A 20,452-nucleotide genomic window follows, 5' to 3' on the forward strand; every position below is an offset into this window, starting at 1 on the left:
ATTCGGTTGGCGTATCAGGCACCGCCGTCATTCAATGCGGCGCATCGATTTGCTTATAGCAGATGGAAGCGCTACTGAATTCGCGATGAGGAGCCGGCAACAACGCCAGGCGCACCGTTTCGCGGCCAGCGTTGCCTTGCCGCAACTCTCTTGACTTCTCCATGTGTGATTCCTAGGTTTATGAGTACTCTGGGACGTGAACGATACGCAAGTCGTCCGGACCAACGCCTGCGGCAGGGCCTGCCGGACCGCTGACGGAAGGCCGGTGTTCTGGCGGTGCCACAAGCTCCGGCGTGGCCATGCGTTCTGGAGCTTCGGCCTGCGCGCCCGCGGCCGTGCGCTGTGACAGGCCATTCTCGGTCGAGGGGGGGCGAGATGAATCTGCACGCCAAATCAGTTCTCTTGCCTCTTGTCCTGCTTTCCGCGCTGGCCGTCGGCGGGTGTTCGAAGCCCCAGACGGGCCACGTCCTGGATGAAGCGCAGCAGGCCGGGCGCACCGCGGAGTCGTTCCCGCATGCGTCGGAAGACTATTTCCACGACATGGATCGCGGCGTGTCCCTGACGAAGGAGGAAATCCAGGGGCGCAATATGTGGGTCGTGTGGACCGGCGGCAACGACAGGTTCTGGGATGCCCTGACGGACTACACATTCGGCGCCTTCGACCTGCTCAAGTCCATCAGTTCGCACCCGACCCAGGGGTATTCGCGGGACAACCGCTGGTCGTACCTGGGCCTGCTCAACGAGCCCTGCTTCGAAAAACCCAGGGGCCCGGATCCGCAGCGTTTCGGCCTCTGGCTCGATCACCGGACCAAGGATTGCCCGGCCGACCCGTTCGAGAACGAGCAGGCTTATCCCGGCGTCAAGACCGGCGCGCGCGGCACCACCTTCTCCGATGGCCAGAAGCTGCCGGTCGGTTCCTACTATGGATATCCGACCGGCATCGTTGGCCTGCGCCTGTTCCCGAATCCCGCCTTTGACGAGAAGGCCGCCAAGGCGTGGGACCCGGAGCGCTACTACACGGATCCGTCCTACTACAACCGTGCGGACCTGGTGCGCCCGTACCGGGTCGGCATGTCCTGCGGCTTCTGCCACGTGGGCCCGAGCCCGGTCCGGCCACCGGCCGACCCGAACCACCCGGCGTGGTCGAACCTGAGCGCCACCGTGGGGGCGCAGTACATGTGGGTGGACCGCCTCTTCATCCACAACGCGGCGACGCCGGCGGGCCAGCAGAATTACATGTTCCAGCTCGTGCATACCTTCCGCCCGGGCGCGATGGATACCTCGCTGGTCTCCACCGACAACATCAACAATCCGCGCACGATGAATGCGCTGTATGACCTGATGGCACGCATGGGCGTGGCCAAACGGCTCGGCGAAGAGAAGCTGGCCGGCGGCGAACGCAACAACAGGCAGCTCAATGATTATGTGCAGACTGGCCCGCTGACGCAGTTCTATGCGCCCCCGGACACCGTGTGGACGCCGCACGTACTCAAGGACGGCGCGGATTCCGTCGGGGTGATGGGCGCGCTGAACCGTGTCTACCTGAATATCGGCCTGTTCAGCGAAGAGTGGCTCCTGCACTTCAATCCCATCATTGGCGGCAAGGCGATCTCGCCCATCGAAATCGCCGTCGCGCAGAAGAACTCGGCCTATTGGAAGGCGACCGAAGCCGGCACCTTCAATACCGCGGCCTTCCTACTGAAATCGACCCCGCCGGATCACCTGAGGGACGCCCCGGGCGGCAACGCCTATCTGGCCGACACCACGACCGCCGCGGGAGCCGACCAGCTGGCACGCGGCAGGAACGTCTTCGCCAATACCTGTGCGCGCTGCCATTCCAGCAAGGGACCGCCGCCGCCGGCCGACCTGAAGATGCGCGAATGTGCCGGCGAGAACTATCTCGGCTGCTTCAAGCGCTACTGGAAATGGACGCAGACCGATGAATACAAGGCGCAGATGCGCCAGATCGTCAATGCGCCGGACTTCCTTGAAGGCAACTACCTGTCGAGCGATGTGCGCGTGCCGGCGACGCTTCTGCGCACCAATGTCTGCAGCCCGCTTGCGACCAACGCGCTGCGGGGGAATATCTGGGACAACTTCTCCTCGGAGTCGTACAAGACCCTGCCGTCGGTCGGGCTCGTCACGCTCAACGACCCGTTCACGGGCGCGCGCTGGCAGTACCGGATGCCGGCGGGCGGGCGCGGCTACACGCGCGTGCCGTCGCTGATCAGCATCTGGTCCACCGCGCCGTTCCTGCTCAACAACGCGCTCGGGCCGTTCAGCGGGGATCCGTCGGTCCAGGGCAGGATGAAGGTCTTCGACGCTTCGATCGAGCAACTGCTCTGGCCGGAAAAGCGCGCGCACGACGACATCCTGGGCGACAAGGTGCCTGGCGTGATCGACCGCACCACCGAGCGCAGCCAGATCACCATCCCGACTGGCTTCGTGCCGGACGCCCTGAAGCCGATGGAGGGCTTCCTGCACCGCTGGATGCCGTGGCTGGTCAGCGCGGGTGGTGACGTCACCATCGGGCCCGCGCCGAAGCAGATGCCGGTCAACCTGATCGCCAATCTCCAGCCGCTGGCCGAGAACCCGGATCCCGTGGCGAAGGCGGAGCACGCGGCGAAGGTGCTCAGGCTTCTGCTCAGGCTGAAGTCGGACCTGGCGTCGGTGCCGGCGGGCGCGACCGACGACCAGTTGCACAAGACCTACGCCAACCTGGTCAAGCCCATGCTTGAACTCAGCAAGTGTCCGGATTTCGTCGTGAACCGGGGGCACTACTTCGGCACGGCGGAATTCAACAACCAGGTTGGCCTGAGTGCGGACGAGCAGGCGTACGGACGGGAGCTGGAGCTGAGCGACGAAGACAAGCGGGCATTGATCGCCTTTCTCAAGACGTTCTGAAGCGGACGGCGCGGCGATGCCTGCTCATGACGATGCGGTGTGGGACTACGTGATAGTCGGGTCCGGCGCGGGAGGCGGCACGCTGGCCGCGCGGCTGGCCGAGGCGGGCATGCGCGTGTTCCTGCTGGAAGCGGGCGGCGACGCGCGGGCGTACGAGGCAGACTGCATGCCAGAGGACTACGATGTGCCGGGCTTTCACGCCTGCGCGTCCGAGAACCCGGCCATGAGCTGGAACTTCTTCGTGCGCCACTATGCCGACGACGCACAGCAGCGGCGCGACCCGAAGTGCGGCAGCGAGGGCGTGCTCTATCCGCGCGCGGGCACCCTGGGCGGCTGCACCGCCCACAACGCAATGATCTTCCTCTATCCGCACGATTCGGACTGGGACGACATTGCGGCACTGACCGGCGACCGCTCCTGGAAAGCGGCAAAGATGCGCCGCTATGCCAAGACGCTGGAACGCTGCCGCCACCGTCCCCTCTGGGACCTGGCGCGCCGCCTGGGCTTTGATCCCACCATGCACGGCTGGAACGGATGGCTCAATACCGAGCGCGCCATGCCGCTGGAAGCACTGACCGACGATGCCCTGATGCGCGTGATCCTCGGTTCGATGGAGCTGGCCGCGCGCAGCGTGCCGCGGCGGCTGCAGGCGCTGCTGAGCCTGGTCCGCTGGCAGGGAGACCCGAACTCGCGGCTATGGGGCAGGCGCTGCTTCGACGGCGTCTGCTATACCCCGCTGACCACGCAGGCTCACGCCCGCACCGGCGCACGCGAGCGCGTGCTCGAGGTGGCCGGGCGTGATCCCTCCATGCTTCACGTCGAACTCGATGCACTAGCCACGCGGGTGCTGATCGACGAGCAGGGCAATGCGACCGGGGTCGAGTACCTCAAGGGCAGGCACCTCTATCGCGCCCATGCCAGCCCGGGCGCCGGGCCAGGCGCGCGCCGGCAGGTGTTCGCCCGCCGGGAAGTGATCCTGTCCGGCGGCGCATTCAACACGCCGCAACTGCTGATGCTGTCGGGCATCGGCCCCGCCGATCACCTCCGCGCACACGGCATTCCGGTGCGCGTGGACCTGCCCGGGGTGGGGTGCAATCTGCAGGACCGCTATGAGATCGGCGTGGTCAGCCGCATGGCGCAGCCGTGGCAAATCCTGCAGGGCGTGCGCTTCGTGAAAGACGATACGCCGTACCAGAGCTGGAGCGACCTGCGTCACGGGGTCTATACGACCAATGGCGTTGCGATCGCGGTCGCAAAGCGCTCGCGCAAGCGGCTGCCCGTGCCGGACATCTTCTGCATGGCACTGGTCGAGCGCTTTATCGGCTACTACCGGGGCTATTCGAAGGCCTTCGCACAGGAGAACGACCGGCTCACCTGGAGCATCCTCAAGGCGCATACGCAGAATCGCGCCGGCACCGTGCGGCTGCGTTCGGCCGATCCTTGCGACATGCCGCAGATCGACTTTCACTATTTCGAGGAGGGCGACGCTGCCACGGGCGACGACATGCGCGCGATGATCGAAGCCATACGCTTCGTGCGCAAGCTGGCGCAACCGCTCGCCGAGCGCGCGCTCATCGTCCACGAAGAGCTACCCGGCGGGCAAGTGCGCAGCGATGACGACCTGGCCGGCTACGTGCGCGACAACGCATGGGGACACCATGCCTCGTGCACTTGCCCGATCGGCGCGCGCACAGCGGGGGGCGTGCTCGACAGCGCATTCTCGGTCCATGGCACGCGGCGGCTGCGGGTGGTCGACGCATCCGTCTTTCCCCGGATTCCCGGCTTCTTCCCGGTCTGCGCGGTCTACATGATCGCGGAGAAGGCAGCTGACGTGCTTCTCGACGAGGCGCGGGCAATGAGATAGGTCATTGGTCCGCATAGGAGGTCGACGATGAGCGACAAAGTGCACAAGCTGATGCAGTTGCAGGAAAGGCCGGACGAGCTGGTCCGCCCCCTTGTATGAAGCGCAGATCTTTTCTCTTCGGCGGACTGGGCGCGGCCGGTGCGCTGCTCGTCGGCTGGTCGGTATTGCCGGTGCGCCAGCGCCTGACCACGTCGGCCGCCTTGCCGGCGGCTGGCACCCAGGTGCCGCTCAATGGCTGGGTCAAGATCGCGGCGGACAACGGCGTCACCATCATGATGAGCTGCTCGGAGATGGGGCAGGGCGTGCATACGGGCCTGGCCATGCTGCTGGCCGAGGAAATGGATGCCGACTGGTCCCGCGTGGCGGTCGAGCATGCGCCGCCGGACAAGATCTTCAATAACCTCGAGGTGGTCGTCGGCGGCCTGCCGTTCCGCCCCGACGATGACGGCGCCATCGAGCGGCTGGCCGTCTGGATGACCCGCAAGCTCATGCGCGAGTATGGCGAGATGGTTACCGGCGGCTCGTCCAGCATCAACGATCTGTGGCTGCCGATGCGAGAGGCAGGCGCCTGCGCGCGCGCCATGCTGGTTGCCGCCGCAGCCGCGCAGTGGAAGGTGGCGGCCGGTGAATGCCGTGCCGAGGCCGGCAGGGTGCTGCATGCCTCGGGGCGCTCGGCTACGTTTGGCGAGCTGGCGGCCCAGGCCGGGCAACAGTCTCTGCCGAAGAAGGTGGGACTGAAGGACCCCGCCGCGTTCCGCCTGATCGGCAAGCCACTGCGGCGTATCGATGCCGCATCCAGGGTCGACGGCACGGCGCGCTTCGGCATCGACGTGCTACCCGAGGGCCTGCTGTACGCCAGCGTGCTGATGTGCCCGACGCTCGGCGGGAGCGTCAAGCGGCTCGACGCCTCCGCGGCGACCGCGCAGCGCGGCATCGTGAAGGCATTCCCGGTTGGCCCCTGCAACGGCGGCACTGCCGGCGTGGCGGTGATCGCCGACAACGCGTTCCGCGCCATGAAGGCGCTGGATGCACTCAAGGTCGATTGGGATCCGGGAGCCGCGGCCACGCTTTCCAGTGCGGAGGTGGCCACGCGCCTCGCACAGACGCTGGACAAGACCGAAGGGCACATCTACTATGCGCGCGGCGATGTCGATGCCGCGCTGCGCTCGGCCGCGAAGACCGTCACCGCCGAGTACCGCGTGCCGTATCTTGCGCACGGTGCGCTGGAGCCCATCAACTGCACGGTGCAGGTGCGCGACGGCGCGGCCACCGTATGGGCCTCGACGCAGGTGCCGAGCATCGCGCGCGAGCAGGTGGCGCATGTGCTCGGCATTGCTGCCGGCAAGGTTGACGTGCGGGTGCAGCTGCTGGGCGGCGGATTCGGGCGGCGCCTGGATGTGGATTTCATCGCGCAGGCAGCGCTCATCGCGCGCGAGGCGGCGGGGCGGCCGGTGCAGACCATCTGGACGCGCGCGCAGGATATGACGCACGACTTCTATCGCCCCGCCTGTATTTCGCGCTTCAAGGCCGGACTCGATGACGCCGGCAGGGTGGTGGCATGGCAAAGCAGCTCGGCCAGCCAGGCCGTCGTGCTGGAGATGCTGGCACGCATCTATGGGTTGCCGCGGATCGGCCCCGACAAGACCTCGTCCGAAGGTGCATTCGACCAGCCTTATGCGTGGCCCAACGCGCGGGTTGGCCATGCGGTCGTCGAGCTGCCGGTGCCGGTAGGCTTCTGGCGCTCGGTGGGGCATTCGCACCAGGCCTTTTTCACCGAGAGCTTTATGGACGAACTGGCAGTGGCGGCCGGGAAGGATCCCGTGGCATTCCGCGCGAGCCTGCTGGGCGAGCGCCCGCGCCACCTGGCCGTGCTGCAGCGCGTGGCCGCGCTGTCTGGCTGGGGCCGGCCGCTGGCGAGGGCAGCCGACGGGGCCATGCGCGCACGCGGGGTGGCGCTGCACGAGTCGTACGGCAGCATCGTCGCGCAGGTGGCGGAGGTTTCGCTGGGCACGGAGAAGTCCGTGCGCGTGCACCGTGTGGTCTGCGTGATCGACTGCGGCATGCCGGTGAACCCGAACCTGATCCGCCAGCAGGCGGAGAGCGGCATCGTCTTCGGCCTTTCGGCCGCGCTGTACGAGGCCATCACCATCGTCAACGGCGAGGTGCAGCAGAAGAACTTCCACGATTTCCCCGTGGTGCATATCAACGACTGCCCCGTGATCGAGACCGAGATCATGCCAGGCCAGGGTCATCCGCAAGGCGTGGGCGAAGTCTGCACGCCGCCGGTTGCACCGGCCGTGGCCAATGCGCTGTTCGCCCTGACCGGGCAGCGCCTGCGCGTGTTGCCCCTGAAGATCGCCTGAACCGCAGGAGAAGACCATGCCATCCCTGAACGTCAACGGCAAGGCAGTCACGGTGGATGCCGAGGCCGACATGCCGCTGCTCTGGATCCTTCGCTGCGACCTGGCGCTGACCGGCACCAAGTTCGGCTGCGGCGTGGGCATTTGCGGCGCCTGCACGGTTCATCTGGATGGCAAGGCGGCGCTCGCGTGCCAGACCCCGATGGCGTCGCTGCGCCAGTCCGCCAGCATCACCACCATCGAAGGCCTGCAGGGCAAGGAGGCCCAGGCGCTCAAGGCCGCCTGGCTCGATCTTGACGTGGTGCAATGCGGCTACTGCCAGAGCGCCCAGGTCATGGCCGCCTGTGCGCTGCTGAAGGTGAAGCCCAGACCCAGCGATGCCGACATCGATGCGGCGCTGGCCGGCATCATCTGCCGCTGCGGCACGTACTCGCGGATACGGGCGGCGATCCATCAGGCGGCAGGGGGAGGGACGGGTGGCCATCCGCCGGAGCACGGACGTGGGGGATAGCCAGCCGGTGAAGGCCTACGGCCGAAAGCGTGCACTGCAGGAATGCGCAATGCTCAGCCCGCCATCAGGGCTTCCCGCTTTCGCCCCCGGGCCTGCAGAGGCCTTTCCTGCCCGACCCTCGCCAGGGCAGACGTGAACCACGACCGGGCACGCCATGCCTTCATGAAACGCAGTGCCGCTGCGGCCATCGCCGCAGGCGTTCGAGGCCTTCTATATCGAGCAGGGTCACGTGCTTGACGCGAATCTCGATCAGGCCCTCGTGTTGCAGGCGCGAGAACGTGCGACTGACGGTTTCCAGCGTCAGGCCAAGATAGCTGCCGATATCCTCCCTGGTCATGCGCAGACGAAATCCGCAGCCGGCCTCGCCACGCGCGTTCAGGCGTGCGCGCACATCCAGCAGGAAGTTGGCGACACGGTGGTCCGCACCGTGGCTGCCAAGCACCATCAACCGCGTCGACTCCCGGACAATCTCTGCGCTGAGCAGGCGGTACATCTCCTGCTGCAATGAATGCGTCTGCCGGCAAAGCGCTTCCAGATGGCCGAACGAGATATAGCCGGCAACACAGTCCTCCAGCGCCGTTGCGTCGCAATGATGACGTTCCGTGCTGATGCCGCCCAACCCGAGGATGTCCCCTTGCAGGTAGAAGCCATTGACGTGCTCGTGGCCATCCGGGTCGGAAACGACCGTCTTGGCCGATCCGGAGCGGAGCGTGTAGATGCTCTCGAACTGGTCGCCGGTGCGAAAAAGGGCCTCGCCCTTGCGCACGAGCCGCCAGTTCGTCATCACGGACTGAAGCCGTACCAGGTCAACATGGCCAGGGACACCGTGACTCAAGCCGCGGTGGACCGCTGATGCCGCGGCCGCTGCTCGATCGCAGGCGGCGTGTGCACCACTCCATGCCGTGTCCAGGTATGGCATTTCCCCACTTTGTCGCGGCTGATTCGCTTCTAGCATCTCGTTCCCCCGGGTAGTCCGGAAACCGCGTGAGCGGTGTTTCTCTGTCTCGCGAAAGGTAGTCGTCATCCTCGGCGTGTCGGCTTCTCGCCACGCAACGCAGGAGCAACGCAGCGGTGAGCCACCAGTCTCCCTGAATTTGTATATCGCAGGACACGAACGCGCACGGGAAATATGCATCGCTTTTCAGCGGAGGCAAGTGCTCGCGCCGCTGGCTGGCAGTCAAGGACACGTCTTGCAACGTGTTCTTCCGATCGAACGGCCCGAGATGACGCTATAAATAGTGATAGAAGAAGCACACCTGATATGTGGACTATCGGTATCGCAGAATGCCTGGCCTGCGTGGTGCTGCTGTCGCTAAATCACCAGATCGGCAGCCGCGCTTGCGCCCGCTGCCAAATTTCCTTTGCCTCGGATCAACTTCCCTCGAGCGGACTCACCTAGATTGAATGTGGCCAGCCAGTTCGGCTCGACAGACAGCCGGCCGGCCGGGGCCCTTGTCCCGGACCAGCTTTCCATCGCAGAGGAGTCCAGAATGAAGAACCGAGGATTGATGATTATGGCCGCTCTCGGCCTGGTGGTGCAGGCTGCCGCCGCTCAGCCCAACCCCAGCGTCGATGTCCAGCGCGCACCGGGGCAGGTTACGGCAAGTGGCACCGCTACCGTGACGGCTACCGTGGTCGGCATCGAGCGCGCCACGCGTACCGTGACACTGAAGACGTCGAAGGGGAAGACCGTCCAGCTCGAGGTGGGTGAAGAGGCGCGCAACTTCGATCAGCTGGCTGTCGGCGATATCGTGACCGTCCAGTATCGGGAGGCCATTTCACTCAGCCTCAAGAAGGGGGCCGGCCCGCTTTCCGTGACAGAGCGCGAATCCTCTGACCGGTCCGCCCCTGGCGGCAAGCCGGGCGGGACGGTCGGCAGGGAGGTCACAGTGATTGCCGATGTCGTTGCGGTGAACGCGCCCTCCAAGACAGTGACGCTGAAGGGCCCGCAGGGCAACCAGCTGGATTTGCTCGTGGACGATCCCGAGCAGCTGAAGGCCGTCCGGAAGGGCGATCGTGTGCAGGTGGTCTACACCGAAGCCATGGCCATCTCCGTGGAGCCGGCAAAGAAGAAATAATCGGCACGGCCCCGGCAGACCTCCGTGACCGGGGCCTGGAACCTAAGAACCCTCCTTCATTATGAAGATGGGTTTTAAAACCGCTCCTCGACATAGCGATAAGGATAGTCGGGCTCCCGGTATCCCCCTGCCTTCTGCCTGGCAGGCAGCTTGACCTGCTTGCGTTCCACTTCCTCATACGGGATCTGAGCGAGCAGGTGCGAGATGATGTTCAGGCGGGCCCGGCGCTTGTCGTTGGAGTTGACCACATGCCAAGGCGCGTAGTCGGTGTCGGAAGCCGCAAACATCGCGTCCCGGGCGCGTGAATAGTCGTACCAGCGGCTATAGGAGCGCAGATCCATGTCGGAGAGCTTCCAGATCTTGCGGCCGTCGTGGATACGGTCCTCGAGCCGGCGGGTCTGCTCCTCCGGGCCGACCTCCAGCCAGTACTTGATCAGGATGACGCCGGAATGCACGATGGCACGTTCGACCAGCGGCACGGCGCGAAGGAACTCGTCGGCCTGCTCTTCTGTACAGAACCCCATCACGCGCTCCACGCCGGCGCGGTTGTACCAGCTCCGGTCGAAAATGACGATCTCTCCAGCTGCGGGCAGGTGAGGGAGGTAGCGCTGCACGTACATCTGGCTCTTTTCCCGGTCGGTGGGCGCGGGCAGGGCGATCACCCGGAAGACGCGAGGGCTGACACGCTCCGTGAGCGCCTTGATGGTGCCGCCCTTGCCGGCACCGTCACGGCCCTCGAATACCACGCACACCTTGACGCCACGTGCCTGGACCCATTGCTGCAGCTTGACGAGTTCGACATGAAGCGCGAACAGATGCTTGCTGTATTCCTTCTGCGGCATTTTTCCGGTTTCTTTCCCGTGCGGCGGCGCGTCAGGCCCGTGCGCGGCCTCCGCGTCGGCCGGCCGCTCGATGTTGTCCTTGTCCTTGCGCTTCCCTTTTCCCTTGCTCATGATCTGCCTCCGCTGGCGTACCGCTGCCATTCTGGATCTCTCAGACATCCCATATCAGCCTAGATGGTGAGTGGCAGCCAATTTTGATCAGGCGCAAGGAACCAACCGGTGCGATTGACGTGCTCGGCCCCCGCTGCCTGTTGGTGCTGGGAAAAACAGCAAGCACTACGCCCACGAAAAGGATGCCGAGGCCTGTCGAAATCGCAAGGCAGCCGGGGAGGCGCCGGCGCAAGTGCAGGACAGTGCCTCGAAACCGGTTGAATTCAGATCATTGCCGTACTACCTTCATATGGCGCATAGAGCAGGAATCCGCGCCGGAAGTCGGCCGGCAATGGCACGCTGCCTTCAGAAGTCCTCCGAGCGGATGCGCTGACGCGCCCGCCGTGGATGGCGCCGTGAGCGGTTGCGAGGAGGGAATATGGCCTTTCTGATCAGGCGGCTGCTTCAATCGGGCTGCGCATGGCTGTTTGTCACCCTGATGGCGGGATCGGGCGGTGTTGGCGCGCAGGACGCCCAAAGCCAGCCTCCCACCTTCAAGCCCGAAGAAATCGAGGCGCTGGTGGCCCCGATCGCGCTTTACCCCGACTCGGTACTGTCCCAGGTGCTGATGGCGTCCACTTATCCGCTGGAGGTCGTGTACGCGGCGCGCTGGGTCAAGGCCAATCCCAAGGTCAAGGGCGATGCCGCGGTCAAGGCCGTCGCCAACGAGACCTGGGATGTCAGCGTGAAATCGCTGGTGGCGTTTCCGCAGGTGCTCGAGCCGATGAATGACAAGCTCGACTGGACCAAGAAGCTTGGCGACGCCTTCCTGGCCCAGGAAAAGGACGTGCTTGCGGCGGTGCAACGATTGCGCGGCAAGGCGCAGCAGTCGGGCAATCTCAAATCGACCGAACAGCAGAACGTCATCGTCGAGCCGGCAACAGGCGGCGCGGCAGCCGGACAGACCATTGTGAGGATCGAGCCGGCGGACCCGCAGGTCATTTACGTGCCGGCCTATAACCCGACTACGGTCTATGGCGCCTGGGGATATCCAAGCTATCCGCCGACCTACTGGCCGCCTTACCCGGCTTACTATCCGGGCGCCGCGCTGGCCACGGGCTTTGCCTGGGGCGTTGGCCTGGCCGCTGCGGGCGCCATTTTCGGCAACTGCAACTGGGGCGGCGGCGACGTCAACATCAATGTCAACAAGGCCGCAAATATCGACCGCAACTTCGACCGCACCAAGGTGCAGGGGGGCGGTCGCTGGCAGCACGACGCCAGCCACCGGCAGGGCGTGTCGTACCGCGACAACGCCACCCGCCAGAAATTCTCGCGCGACGTGCCGGGCGCCGACCGGCGCAATGACTTCCGTGGCCGTGAAGGCGGTGCGGGCGGCCGTGGTGATGCCGATCGGGTGGCTGCGCGTGACCGCGCCGGTGCAGGTGACCGGGGCGGTGCAGGTGACAGGGGCGGTGCAGGTGACCGGGGCGGTGTAGGTGACCGGGGCGGTGCGGGTGACCGGGGCGGTGTAGGTGACCGGGGCGGTGCGGGTGACCGAGCGGGCGTTAGTGACCGGGCCGGTGCGGGTGACCGGGCGGGCGCGAGTAACCGGGCCAGCACGGCAGATCGTTCACGAGGAGGCGCCGGCGGCGGTGGCGGGCGCGACAACGCGTTCCAGGGCGTAGGCGGCGGCGCTGCTTCCCAGCGCGACTTCGACCGCGGACGCGCCAGCACGCAATCAGCCGGCTTTAACCGGTCTGGCGGCGGTGGCGGGTTCAGCGGCGGCGGTGGCGGCGGTGGCCGTGCCGGAGGCGGCGGCGGACGGGGTGGTGGCGGCGGCGGACGTGGCGGCGGCAGGCGTTAGGATCAGGGAGAACCATGATGTCACCACTACCAATTTCCCGCTGCCGGCCTGGCCGCATGGTGCATTCGTTCGCCGTTGCGTTCGTGATCGCCCTGGCCGGCATGGCCGGCGCGCACGCGCAGAAGCCGTTCGATTCCCCCGAGGCCGCCATGGCGGCGTTTGGCGATGCGGTCGCCAATAGCGACGACACGGCCATGAAGGCGCTGCTGGGCGCCAACTTCCATGACCTGATCCCGCCGGTCGGCGCCGATGTCCGGCAGCGCTTCCTCGCGGCGTGGCAGGTATCGCATGCGATCGAATCCACCGACGCGACCCATGCCCGCATCGCGGTCGGCAATGACGGCTGGACACTGCCAGTCCCACTGGTGAAGTCAGCCAAGGGCTGGGCCTTCGATACGCGTGCCGGCGTGCAGGAGATGCGCATCCGCCGCATCGGGCGGAACGAACTGGCGGTGATCCAGACCATGCTGGCGGTCTACGATGCGCAGCACGAATACGCCCAGGCCGACCACGACCACGACGGCATGCTGGTGTACGCATCCCGGCTGACCAGTTCGCCCGGCAAGCAGGACGGGCTGTACTGGCCGACACAGCCCGGTGAGCCAGCCAGCCCGCTCGGCCCGGCCTTCCTCACTGCGGGTAAGACCAACCCGGGGCAGGAAGGCTACTACGGCTATCACTACAAGCTGCTCACGTCGCAAGGCGCCCACGCACCTGGCGGGGCGTACAACTATGTCGTCAAGGGCAAGCTGTTCGGCGGATTTGCCGTCCTGGCGTGGCCTGCCCGCTATGGCGATACAGGCGTGAAGAGCTTCATGGTCAGCCACGAAGGCCAGGTCTACGAGCGAGACCTGGGCCCGGACAGCGCCGGCAAGGCCGCTGCAATCAAGTCTTTCGACCCCGGCGAAGGCTGGACCAAGGTCACCCCATGATGAGCGGCGTTCGCGTGTTGGCTGCGGCTGTGGTGGTTGGCGCCGCGCTTACGCTGGCGGCATGCGCTTACCCTTACCCTGTGGCGCCGGTCACCGCGGTGCCAACCACCAGCCGGTACGACAGTGCCTTTGCCGCGGCCGCGGGCGCCATGCGCGACCAGGGCGTGGCGCTCAGTGTGCAGGACCAGTCCGCCGGCAGGCTGGCGGGTACTCGCAATAACCGGCAGGTCACGGCCAGCGTGCTGCGGCAGGCAGACGGCAGCGTACGGGTGCAGTTCGACGGCGATGACCCGGCCGACCCCGGCCTGCTCGACCGCATTTCACGCAGTTACGACGCGCGCATGGGCCGCTGAAGCTTTCGGCCTGACTTGCGCCTTCGTCTCAATGCGTGCAATTGGCGCGGTAGGTTTCCTGCAATGACTTGCGGGTCTGGTCGCGCTCGATCTTGGGAATGGTGCGCCCCTGCGCGTTCTGCGTTGCCGGCCCGGACGACTTGTAGGATCGCTGCTTCGAGGTGGCGTTGTATTGCTCCTTCAGGGCCTCGCACTTGGCGCGCATGGCGTCATCCAGACTCGTAGCGTCGGCAGATGGAGGACGATAGGGGCTGGAGCCCTCCTGTACAGCATCGGATATGGCATTGGCGGCACCCTGGCCAGGCGCGGGCTGTGCCAGGCCGGCAGTGGCAAAGCCCAACGCCATCAGGCTCGCCAGCATGGATTTTCTAGACATCCGCATAGGCTCTCCGTTGCGTGACGATGCTGACGGCGTGCTCAAGCTGCCTGATGCGGCACGCCGGGCACGGACAAGACTAAGGGTAGTCATGTCCACACGTATGTCAAATCCGGCAGGCGTGCCGCGTTGCTGAATCACTGCAGCCGCCGGCCGAGCGTTTCCGGCACCATGGCCAGCCCAAGCAGGGAGACCAGGCCGCACCCGATCAGGTAGAACGCCGGCGCATTCGGGCTGCCCGTCAGGTGGATCAGCAGCGTCGAAAACAACTGGGCGAAGCCGCCGAACACCGCGATCGCCAGATAATACGTCACCGACATGCCGGTGGCCCGCAGGCGTTGCGGCAGCACTTCACTGACGAGCACCAGCGTCGCGGGGGACGTCATCGCCATCGGGATGGCCAGGCACCCGACCACCACCAGCAGGCAGGTCAGCGACGGGAAGGCATTCAGCACCATGAAGGCCGGATACGCCATCACCAGCAGCGCCAGGCGCGACCACCACACCATGTTGCGGCGCCCGACCCGGTCGCTCAGCCAGCCGGCGATGGGGCCAAAGATCACCATCATGGCCGCGGCCACAAAGCCTGCCCAGACCGCTTCGCCGCGCGGAATATGCAGCTGGAAGGTGGCGTAGTTGGGGAGGTAGTAGGCGATCAGGTGCACGGCAGCCGCCAGCCCGATCATCAGCAGCACGCTTGCGGCCAGTTCGCGCCGGTGCTGGCGCATCAGCTGCCACCCGCCCGCCGCAGCCGCCTTCTTGCGCGGCGCGGGCACAAGCGTCTCTTCCAGGCGCCGCCGGATCACCTGTCCGACCGGGATCACCAGGATGCCGATCAGGAACGCGATGCGCCAGCCCCAGGATTCGAGCGCTGCCGGGGTGAGCACCTGGTTGAGCGAAAGGGCCACCAGCGCGGCAACGACCGCCGCGATGCCCTGGCTGGCGGTCTGCCAGCTGGTATAGAAGCCACGCGAGCGCTCGTCCGCGTACTCCAGCAGCATGGCGCTTGCGGAGCCCATTTCCCCGCCGATCGCAAAGCCCTGGACCAGGCGTGCGACGATCATCAGGATCGGGGCGATGATGCCGATCTGCGCATAAGTCGGGGTCACCACCAGGATCAAGGCGCTGAGCGCCATCAGCCACATCGACAGCAGCACCGCCGGCTTGCGGCCATGGCGGTCGGCATAGGCACCGATCACCAGGCCGCCGAGCGGACGCATCAGGTAGCCCGCACCGAAGGTGCCGAAGGAAAGCAGCAACTGGCCGAGCGGGTTCCCGACGGGGAAGTAGAGCGGGATGATCAGCGTGGCAAAAAAGTTGTACACGCCCGAGTCATAGAGCTCCAGGGCGCCACCGATGGTGATGGCCGAGATCGCGGACACTTTGGACATGGGCTTGCGCTCGTCCTTGGTATCGGCCGGAACGGGCGTGTGGGCAGGCGCCACCATGGTGGTGGGGTCAAGGGGCATTGCTGTCTCCTGGCGCGGCGATCCTTTCGGATCTTTGCGTAGCTGCCGCGCGTTCTGTTTTTTCATTGAAAAAGGTGCATCCGTTCCGGCCCGGCCTGGCGGGCAGTGCAAGTCGGTTTACTCCAGGCGGAATCCCGTCTGTTTGATGGCCAGCGCCCATTTCTTCTGCTCGGCCGCCATGAACGTCGCAAACTGGTCGGGAGAGCTGTTGCTCGCGGGCTCGTAGCCCTTGCTGGCCAGTTGCTGGCGTACGCCGGGCGCGTTCAGGGCCTTCTCGATTTCCTTGCCCAGCAGCGCAACGATGTCTTTAGGCGTGCCGGCCGGTGCCACCAGCCCGTACCACTCGCTGGCCTCGATGCCCGGGAAACCGGCTTCCGCCATGGTCGGCACGTCGGGGAAGAGCGCAAGGCGCTGCTTGCTTGCCACGGCAATCCCCTTGAGCTGGCCACCCTTCACGAACGGCATGACCGCCGGCACGCCGTGGAACATCATGTGGATATGCCCCCCCACCATGTCAGTCAGCGCCTGCGGCCCGCCCTTGTATGGCGCATGGACGACACTGATATGGGCCATGTCCCTGAACACCTCGCTGACCACGTTCTGCTGCGTGCCGGGGCCGGGCGAGGCATAGCTGAGCTTTCCGGGCTCCGCCTTCGCACGGGCCACCAGTTCCTTGACGGAGCTTGCAACCGACGGGTTGACCACGAGCATGTACGGAGAGCTTGCCATCAGCCCAAGGGGGGCGAAGTCCTTGCTCATATCGAAAGGCAGGTTCTTCTGCAGGCTGGCATTGATCGCCATCGGCGCGCTTGCCACCAGCAGCGTGTAGCCGTCCGGTGCTGCCTTGGCCCCCATGCCCGCGCCGATATTCCCGGTGGCGCCCGGACGGTTGTCGACCACGAATTGCTGGCCCAGGCTGGCGGTCATTTTCTCGGCGACGGTGCGGGTGACGGTGTCGACGCCACCGCCCGCAGGCCAGGGCACGATGATGCGAACAGGGCGGTTGGGGTAGGCACCCTGTGCCAGCACGCCGGTGGCGCAGACGGCAAGCGCAATGGCGCCCAGGGTATGTCCGACGCGGTGCAGTACGGATTTCATGTCTTGTCTCCTTGTTGTCTCTGGATAGCCCCGGTGTATGTCCCGAGGTCTTCGCCGTAGCCGGTCTGCTTATGCCGCCACGCTGGGCTGTTTCCGGCCCGGCTGTGCCGCTTCCTCGCGCCATTGCCCCATCAGCCGCTGCCACTGCGGGCGCGTGGCCGCCAGGTTGCGCGCCTTGACGTGGCCGTAGCCGCGGATGTCCTGCGGCAGCCGGGCGATTTCCAGCGCCAGATCCACGTTCTCCTTCGACAGTGCCGGCAGCAGCGCTTCCACGCTGCGCTGGTATTCGGCGACCAGCGCCCGTTCTTCCTTGCGCTCCGCGGTGTAGCCGAAGGGATCGAACGCGGTGCCGCGCAGCGCCTTCAGCCGGGCCAGCACGCCGAATGCCTTGCGCATCCACGGGCCGTACGCGCCCTTGACCAGTTCGCCGTCCGGGTTCTTCTTTGCAAACAGGGGCGGGGCCAGGTGATGCACCAGCCGGACCTTGCCTTCGAACATGGATTCGATCTGCTGGCGGAATGCCGCGCCGGTGTGCAGGCGCGCCACCTCGTATTCGTCCTTGTATGCCATCAGCTTGAACAGCGAACGGGCAACCGCTTCCGTAAAGCGGGTGTTCCCGACCACGGACTCGGTCTTCCGCACGCGAGCCACAAACGCTTCGTATTGCGCGGCATAGGCACGGTTCTGGTAGCCGGTGAGGAATTCCACATGCTTGGCGATGAGCTCGTTCACCGACGCCTTGCGCGTGAACTGGATCACCTGCGCGTTTGCAGGCTGCAACGGCACCCTGGACAGGTCATGCGCGCACAGGCGCCCCCACTCGAAGGCAGCCTTGTTGCTCTCCACCTGCACGCCGTTGAGCTCAATGGCCCGCATCAGCGCCGCGTGCGACAGCGGCACCCTGCCTTTCTGCCAGGCGTAGCCGAGCAGCAGCAGGTTCGCGTAGATCGACTGGCCGAGCAGTTGCGTGGCCACCTGTTCGGCATCGAACGTGCCGATCCGGTCCTGGCCGACAGCCTGCGCGATCCTGGCGACGGCCTCCCCGGTCTGCGGGTCCCAGTCCGGGTTGCGGACGAAGGCGGCGGTCGGCGTGAGATGGCTGTTCAGGACCACATAGGTGCGCTCGGGCGACATCGTGGCGAGCGAGGTCTTGCCGGCAGCCACCACCGTGTCGCAGGCAATCACCAGGTCCGCCATGGCAAGATCGACGCGGCTGGCATGCAGCGCATCCGGGCTGGCGGCGATCTGGATGTGGCTCCAGGTGGCGCCGCCCATCTGCGCCATGCCGGTCGCATCCTGCGTGATCACCCCCTTGCCTTCCAGGTGGGCGGCCATGCCGAGCACGCCGCCGATCGTGACGATGCCCGTGCCGCCGATGCCGGCCACCACAATGCGTCGGGGCGTGCCGGCGTCCGGCAGCTCGGGCATGGGGATGGCGTCCGGGGCAGGGCGCTGGCCTTTGGCGGCAGCGGCCGGCTTCTTCAGCTGCCCGCCTTCCACCGTGACGAAGCTCGGGCAGAACCCCTTGACACAGGAGAAGTCCTTGTTGCAGGTATTCTGGTTGACCGTGCGCTTGCGGCCGAACTCGGTCTCCACCGGCTGCACGGCCAGGCAGTTGCTCTGGACCGAGCAGTCGCCGCAGCCTTCGCAGACGAGCTCATTGATGACCACGCGCTTGTCCGGATCGGCCATGGTGCCGCGCTTGCGCTCGCGGCGCTTCTTGGTGGCGCAGGCCTGGTCGTAGATGATGACAGTCACGCCAGCCACTTCGCGCAGTTCGCGCTGCACGGCATCAAGCTCATCGCGGTGGCGCACTGTGACGCCCGCGGCCAGATTGTTGACCACAGCGTACTTGCCCGGCTCATCGGTGACCACCACGATCTGCCCGGCGCCTTCGGCGGCCAGCTCGCGCGTCATGGCCGGCACATCTAGCTGTCCGTCCACCGGTTGCCCGCCGGTCATGGCCACGGCGCTGTTGAACAGGATCTTGTAGGTGAGGTTGACGCCGGCATGGATGGACTGGCGCACGGCCAGCAAGCCGGAGTGGTTATAGGTGCCGTCGCCAAGGTTGGCGAACATGTGGGTGCGCTTGCTGAACGCGGACTGTCCCATCCAGTGCACGCCTTCGCCGCCCATTTGCGACCACGACGTGGTCGAGCGATCCATCCAGGTCACCATCCCGTGGCAGCCGATACCGGCCATGGCGGTCGAGCCTTCCGGCACGCGGGTGCTCGTATTGTGCGGGCAGCCGGGGCAGAACCACGGCAGGCGGTCAGTGCCGCGGGCATCGCCCTGGGCGGTCGAACGCTCCTTCGCTTCGATTTCATTCAGGCGCACATCCATGCGTGCCGCGACGTCGGGCGGCACGCCAAGCAGCCTGAGGCGGTGCGCGATGGCCTTGGCCACCAGTGCCGGCGAGAGGTCGGCCTTGGCGCGCAGCAGCCAGTCCTGGCCCGGCTTGCTGTGGCTCCATTCGCCGCCGGCGCCGTCGGTGTGATCGTACTTGCCGAAGACGGCCGGCCGTGCCTCGGGGCGATAGTGGTACAGCTCGTCCTTGAGCTGTTGCTCGATGATGGGGCGCTTCTCCTCGACCACCAGGGCTTCTCGCAGCCCATGCGCGAACTCGCGCACACCGGCCGGCTCCAGCGGCCATACCACGCTCACCTTATGGACGCGGATGCCGAGCGCGCGGCACGTGTTGTCATCCAGGCCCAGGTCGAGCAGGGCCTGGCGGGTGTCGCTGTAGGCCTTGCCGCTGGCAATGATGCCCAGCCGGTCATTCGGGCCTTCCACCACATTGCGGTTCAGGCGGTTGGCCCGCACATAGGCCAGGGCGGCCGGCCATTTGAACTCCATCATGCGTGCCTCGGCCGCCAGCGGGTCATCGGGCCAGCGGATATGCAGGCCGCCCTCGGGCATGGTGAAGTCCTCGGGCAGCAGGATGCGGACACGATCCGCATCGGTCAGCACCGACGCACCGGATTCGACCACTTCCTGCACGGTCTTCATGCCAGCCCACAGGCCGCTGAAGCGGCTCATGGCGAAGGCATGCACGCCCAGATCGAGGATGTCCTGCACGCTGGACGGAAAGAACACCGGCAGCCCGCATGCCATGAAGGTATGGTCGCTCTGGTGCGCCAGGGTGCTGCTCTTGGACACATGGTCATCGCCGGCGAGCGCGATCACGCCGCCCAGGGGCGCCGTGCCGGCCAGGTTGGCGTGCTTGAGCGCATCGCCGCTGCGGTCCACGCCCGGGCCCTTGCCATACCAGATGCCGAACACGCCGTCGTACTTCTTGCTGGCCGCATCGAACTCCAGCTGCTGCGACCCCCAGACCGCGGTGGCGCCCAGTTCCTCGTTGACGCCGGGCTTGAAGACCACATGGTTGTCGGCAAGGTACTTCTTGGCCTGCCAAAGCGCCTGGTCATAATTGCCCAGCGGCGAACCGCGGTAGCCTGAAATAAACGCGGCGGTGTTGTGGCCGGCCAATACATCGCGTTTGCGTTGCAGCAGCGGCAGGCGTACCAGCGCCTGCACGCCGCTCATGAAGGCGCGTCCGGATTCCAGCGCGTACTTGTCTTCGATCGACACGGCTTCCATGGCCTTCCGGGCTGCGTCGGGGAGTGTGGGGGCGTTCATAGGTCGGAATTAGCCAGTGAGGGTTGGGCAAGGGCGGCCGGCATCTGCCGGTTTCCCGGCTATCTGTGGATG

14 protein-coding genes are annotated in these 20,452 nt (G+C 66.0%); 8 read left to right on the forward strand and 6 right to left on the reverse strand.

Going from position 1 to position 20,452, the window contains the following annotated elements; translation table 11 throughout:
- Positions 1-402 precede the first annotated feature (402 nt).
- The 4 genes from RM96_RS31695 (at position 403) to RM96_RS31710 (ending at position 7,639) form a co-directional block, all read left to right on the forward strand.
- Positions 403-2,904: a hypothetical protein gene (locus RM96_RS31695; RefSeq protein WP_238587485.1), complete on the forward strand. Its 2,502-nt coding sequence runs from the start codon at positions 403-405 to the stop codon at positions 2,902-2,904.
- 16 nt (positions 2,905-2,920) lie between these two features.
- The gene (locus RM96_RS31700; protein WP_039015698.1) at positions 2,921-4,768 is read left to right on the forward strand and encodes a GMC family oxidoreductase; all 1,848 of its coding nucleotides are present in this window, start codon (positions 2,921-2,923) and stop codon (positions 4,766-4,768) included.
- Between the two features lie 95 nt (positions 4,769-4,863).
- Positions 4,864-7,131, forward strand: coding sequence for a xanthine dehydrogenase family protein molybdopterin-binding subunit (locus tag RM96_RS31705; RefSeq protein WP_039015699.1), 2,268 nt, complete (start codon positions 4,864-4,866; stop codon positions 7,129-7,131).
- Between the two features lie 16 nt (positions 7,132-7,147).
- Positions 7,148-7,639 carry a (2Fe-2S)-binding protein gene (locus RM96_RS31710; protein ID WP_052279863.1) on the forward strand — a complete coding sequence of 164 codons (492 nt, stop codon included), beginning with the start codon at positions 7,148-7,150 and terminating at the stop codon, positions 7,637-7,639.
- Between the two features lie 160 nt (positions 7,640-7,799).
- Here the strand turns inward: RM96_RS31710 and RM96_RS39595 are convergent, their stop codons facing one another.
- Entirely contained in the window at positions 7,800-8,423 is a 624-nt protein-coding gene (locus RM96_RS39595; RefSeq protein ID WP_052279864.1) for a Crp/Fnr family transcriptional regulator, read from the reverse strand.
- Between the two features lie 706 nt (positions 8,424-9,129).
- Here RM96_RS39595 and RM96_RS31720 point away from each other — a divergent pair.
- Complete coding sequence (locus RM96_RS31720) at positions 9,130-9,717, forward strand: hypothetical protein (RefSeq protein ID WP_039015701.1); 588 nt, start codon at positions 9,130-9,132, stop codon at positions 9,715-9,717.
- 74 nt (positions 9,718-9,791) lie between these two features.
- On the opposite strand, the gene ppk2 is transcribed toward RM96_RS31720, so the two are convergent.
- Complete coding sequence (ppk2, locus tag RM96_RS31725) at positions 9,792-10,559, reverse strand: polyphosphate kinase 2 (protein WP_052279867.1); 768 nt, start codon at positions 10,557-10,559, stop codon at positions 9,792-9,794.
- 529 nt (positions 10,560-11,088) lie between these two features.
- Here ppk2 and RM96_RS31730 point away from each other — a divergent pair.
- The 3 genes from RM96_RS31730 to RM96_RS31740 are packed head-to-tail and all read left to right on the forward strand — an operon-like array spanning position 11,089 to position 13,798.
- Entirely contained in the window at positions 11,089-12,513 is a 1,425-nt protein-coding gene (locus RM96_RS31730) for a DUF3300 domain-containing protein (RefSeq protein WP_039015703.1), read from the forward strand.
- A 14-nt stretch (positions 12,514-12,527) separates the two neighbouring features.
- Entirely contained in the window at positions 12,528-13,445 is a 918-nt protein-coding gene (locus tag RM96_RS31735) for a DUF2950 domain-containing protein (protein WP_039015704.1), read from the forward strand.
- Positions 13,442-13,798 (forward strand): hypothetical protein, encoded by a 357-nt coding sequence (locus tag RM96_RS31740; RefSeq protein WP_039015705.1) that lies wholly within the window; start codon positions 13,442-13,444, stop codon positions 13,796-13,798. Before RM96_RS31735 ends, RM96_RS31740 begins: the two co-directional genes overlap by 4 nt.
- Positions 13,799-13,826: 28 nt before the next feature.
- Here the strand turns inward: RM96_RS31740 and RM96_RS31745 are convergent, their stop codons facing one another.
- The 4 genes from RM96_RS31745 to RM96_RS31760 form a co-directional block, all read right to left on the reverse strand.
- Positions 13,827-14,180 carry a hypothetical protein gene (locus tag RM96_RS31745; RefSeq protein WP_039015706.1) on the reverse strand — a complete coding sequence of 118 codons (354 nt, stop codon included), beginning with the start codon at positions 14,178-14,180 and terminating at the stop codon, positions 13,827-13,829.
- Positions 14,181-14,311: 131 nt separating this feature from the next.
- The gene (locus RM96_RS31750) at positions 14,312-15,643 is read right to left on the reverse strand and encodes an MFS transporter (protein ID WP_039015707.1); all 1,332 of its coding nucleotides are present in this window, start codon (positions 15,641-15,643) and stop codon (positions 14,312-14,314) included.
- 117 nt (positions 15,644-15,760) lie between these two features.
- A complete protein-coding gene (locus RM96_RS31755) occupies positions 15,761-16,741 on the reverse strand; it encodes a tripartite tricarboxylate transporter substrate binding protein (RefSeq protein WP_039015708.1) in 981 nt (326 codons plus the stop codon).
- 69 nt (positions 16,742-16,810) lie between these two features.
- On the reverse strand, positions 16,811-20,380 hold the full coding sequence (locus RM96_RS31760; RefSeq protein WP_039015709.1) for an indolepyruvate ferredoxin oxidoreductase family protein: 3,570 nt from the start codon (positions 20,378-20,380) through the stop codon (positions 16,811-16,813).
- Positions 20,381-20,452 lie beyond the last annotated feature (72 nt).

This window comes from Cupriavidus sp. IDO, from assembly GCF_000812465.1.
Lineage (GTDB): Bacteria > Pseudomonadota > Gammaproteobacteria > Burkholderiales > Burkholderiaceae > Cupriavidus.